We start from the raw sequence: 2,077 nt of genomic DNA on the forward strand, positions 1-2,077 counted from the left end.
CGCCCCAGCTATGCCACTTTCCGTCCGGGGATTGCACGACATGGAACCCGTAGGTGCCGAAATAGCGCCCGCCATCTCGTTCATGCAACAGCGGCACCGGGAAACGTTCCAGATCAACCTCGTCACCACGCCAAATATTCTCTTTCACCGGGCCGGTCGAGCAATAATCCGGCGCAAACGGCTCCGCCTTCACCGCCCGGCGAATCGCCGCCACAATATCCCGCGGGGAGCTCTCTGGCGGCAGCCCAAAATGGAGGGCGAGGCGAGAATAGGCATGTTCCGCAGAAGCGAGCATGCCGGCCGGCGCGCCGAGGATGCGGGCTCCCGGCATCGCGCCCGCCACATGATGAAATAGCGGAGCCGAAAGCCGTTGCTCATAGACCCGGCGGCAGACAGCCGCTATCTCCAGGTCGGCGGAAACGGCCTGATGCACGTCGACCAAATCGTTTCGGCGACGCAATTCCTCAATGAAGTGACGAAAATCCAGTGCGCAATCGAGCAAACTCATGGCAAGTCCTCCGGTTTCCAGGCGTTCAGTCCCTGCTATTCCCATCGTTTCAGGGAGGAGACTGACATTTATGTGCATGTGCACACATATTAGTGTACGAAAAATCGCGTGTAAATATACGCTACCCTGGAGACGTGTGGGCATGTTGTCAGTCTGGCAAACTCTTCAAGGGATAGCGGACTCGGGCCATACACGCCCCTGCCGGCAGACATTATCGCCGTGACGGTTTCACACCTTCAGCATGATCGGCATGCATAGCACTGGGCTTGCCGCAAGCGCCGCGCCGAGTTCAAGCGCAACATGGCTCACAAAATGAAGAACATAATCGCAAAATGCTATTCGTTGATATTGCACGGGTTATAATGCGGAAAAGGATCTCTGCCAACGCAAACCGGTTTCAGATCGAACGGTTTACAAGCATTAGCGAAAGAAAAGGATTTTGATTCGATGGGGAACAACGAGGGGTAAAGTGGCGGAGAGAGGGGGATTTGAACCCCCGGTAGAGTTGCCCCTACTCCAGTTTTCGAGACTGGTCCGTTCAGCCGCTCCGGCATCTCTCCTGACAACGCTTGCTATCATGCCCGCTTTTGCGGCATTTTTACAGCATTAGCATACCGCTGAACGTTCAAGTGACGACTTTACGAGCAACCTGATGATTAAATGGCCGTGGAAAGCGACTCAACCCTCTCAACCCCAGGCAGACATCGAGGCCCAGTGGCAGGACGCGCTGGCGATCCCGCTGCTCTCGCCGCTGAATGAGCAGGAGCGGCAGCGGCTGGTGGCCGTCGCCGGGCAGATCTTGCAGCAAAAGCGCATCGTGCCGCTGCAGGGGCTGCAGCTCACCTCGCAAATGCAGGCGCGCATCGCCCTGCTGTTCGCCTTGCCGGTGCTGGAACTCGGCGCGGAGTGTCTCGACGGCTTCAACGAAATTCTGCTCTACCCCACCCCGTTCGTGGTGGAAGACGAATGGCAGGACGAGATCGGCCTGGTGCACTCGGGGCCGGTGGTGCAGTCGGGCCAAAGCTGGGAACAGGGGCCGATCGTGCTCAACTGGCAAGACGTGCAGGACTCTTTCGACCTTTCCGGTTTCAATCTGGTGATCCACGAAGCGGTGCACAAGCTGGATATGCGCAACGGCGGCGTCGCCACCGGGGTGCCGCCGATCCCGCTGCGCGAGGTGGCCGCCTGGGAACATGATCTGCATGCCGCGATGGAAAGCCTGCAGGACGAGATCGACATGGTCGGCGAAGAGGCCGCCAGCATGGATGCCTACGCCGCCACCGATGCGGCCGAGTGCTTCGCCGTGCTGTCGGAGTATTTCTTCAGCGCTCCCGAACTGCTGGCCGAACGCTTCCCGGCGCTGTATCAGCACTTTTGCCGCTTCTACCGCCAGGATCCGCTGGCGCGCCTGCTGCGCGGCCAGGCGGAAAACGACGCGCAATGGGCTGATTGACGGGCTTATTGCTCAGATACCGAGCAGTCGCACCGCCCGGGGCAATTTAGCGTTGACACACCCGGGGCCGCTGGATATCATGCGCCCCGTTCACACGATTCCTCTGTAGTTCAGTC

The 2,077-nt window shown here is 59.3% G+C and carries 2 protein-coding genes and 1 tRNA gene; 1 reads left to right on the plus strand and 2 read right to left on the minus strand.

The genetic code is table 11. From position 1 onward, the window contains the following. Together ADK28_RS06015 and ADK28_RS06025 are read right to left on the minus strand one after the other, a co-directional pair. The coding region (locus tag ADK28_RS06015; RefSeq protein ID WP_193392118.1) for a UbiD family decarboxylase at positions 1-508 on the minus strand (508 nt) is incomplete at its 3' end. 470 nt (positions 509-978) lie between these two features. Beyond that, a tRNA-Ser gene (locus ADK28_RS06025) sits at positions 979-1,068 on the minus strand. A gap of 92 nt (positions 1,069-1,160) precedes the next feature. On the opposite strand from ADK28_RS06025, the gene mtfA reads away from it, so the two are divergent. Then, positions 1,161-1,961 (plus strand): DgsA anti-repressor MtfA, encoded by an 801-nt coding sequence (gene mtfA / locus ADK28_RS06030; protein ID WP_048795162.1) that lies wholly within the window; start codon positions 1,161-1,163, stop codon positions 1,959-1,961. Positions 1,962-2,077: the final 116 nt, after the last annotated feature.

The organism is Serratia sp. 506_PEND, assembly GCF_001076875.1.
GTDB classification, from domain to species: Bacteria; Pseudomonadota; Gammaproteobacteria; order Enterobacterales; family Enterobacteriaceae; genus Serratia; species Serratia marcescens.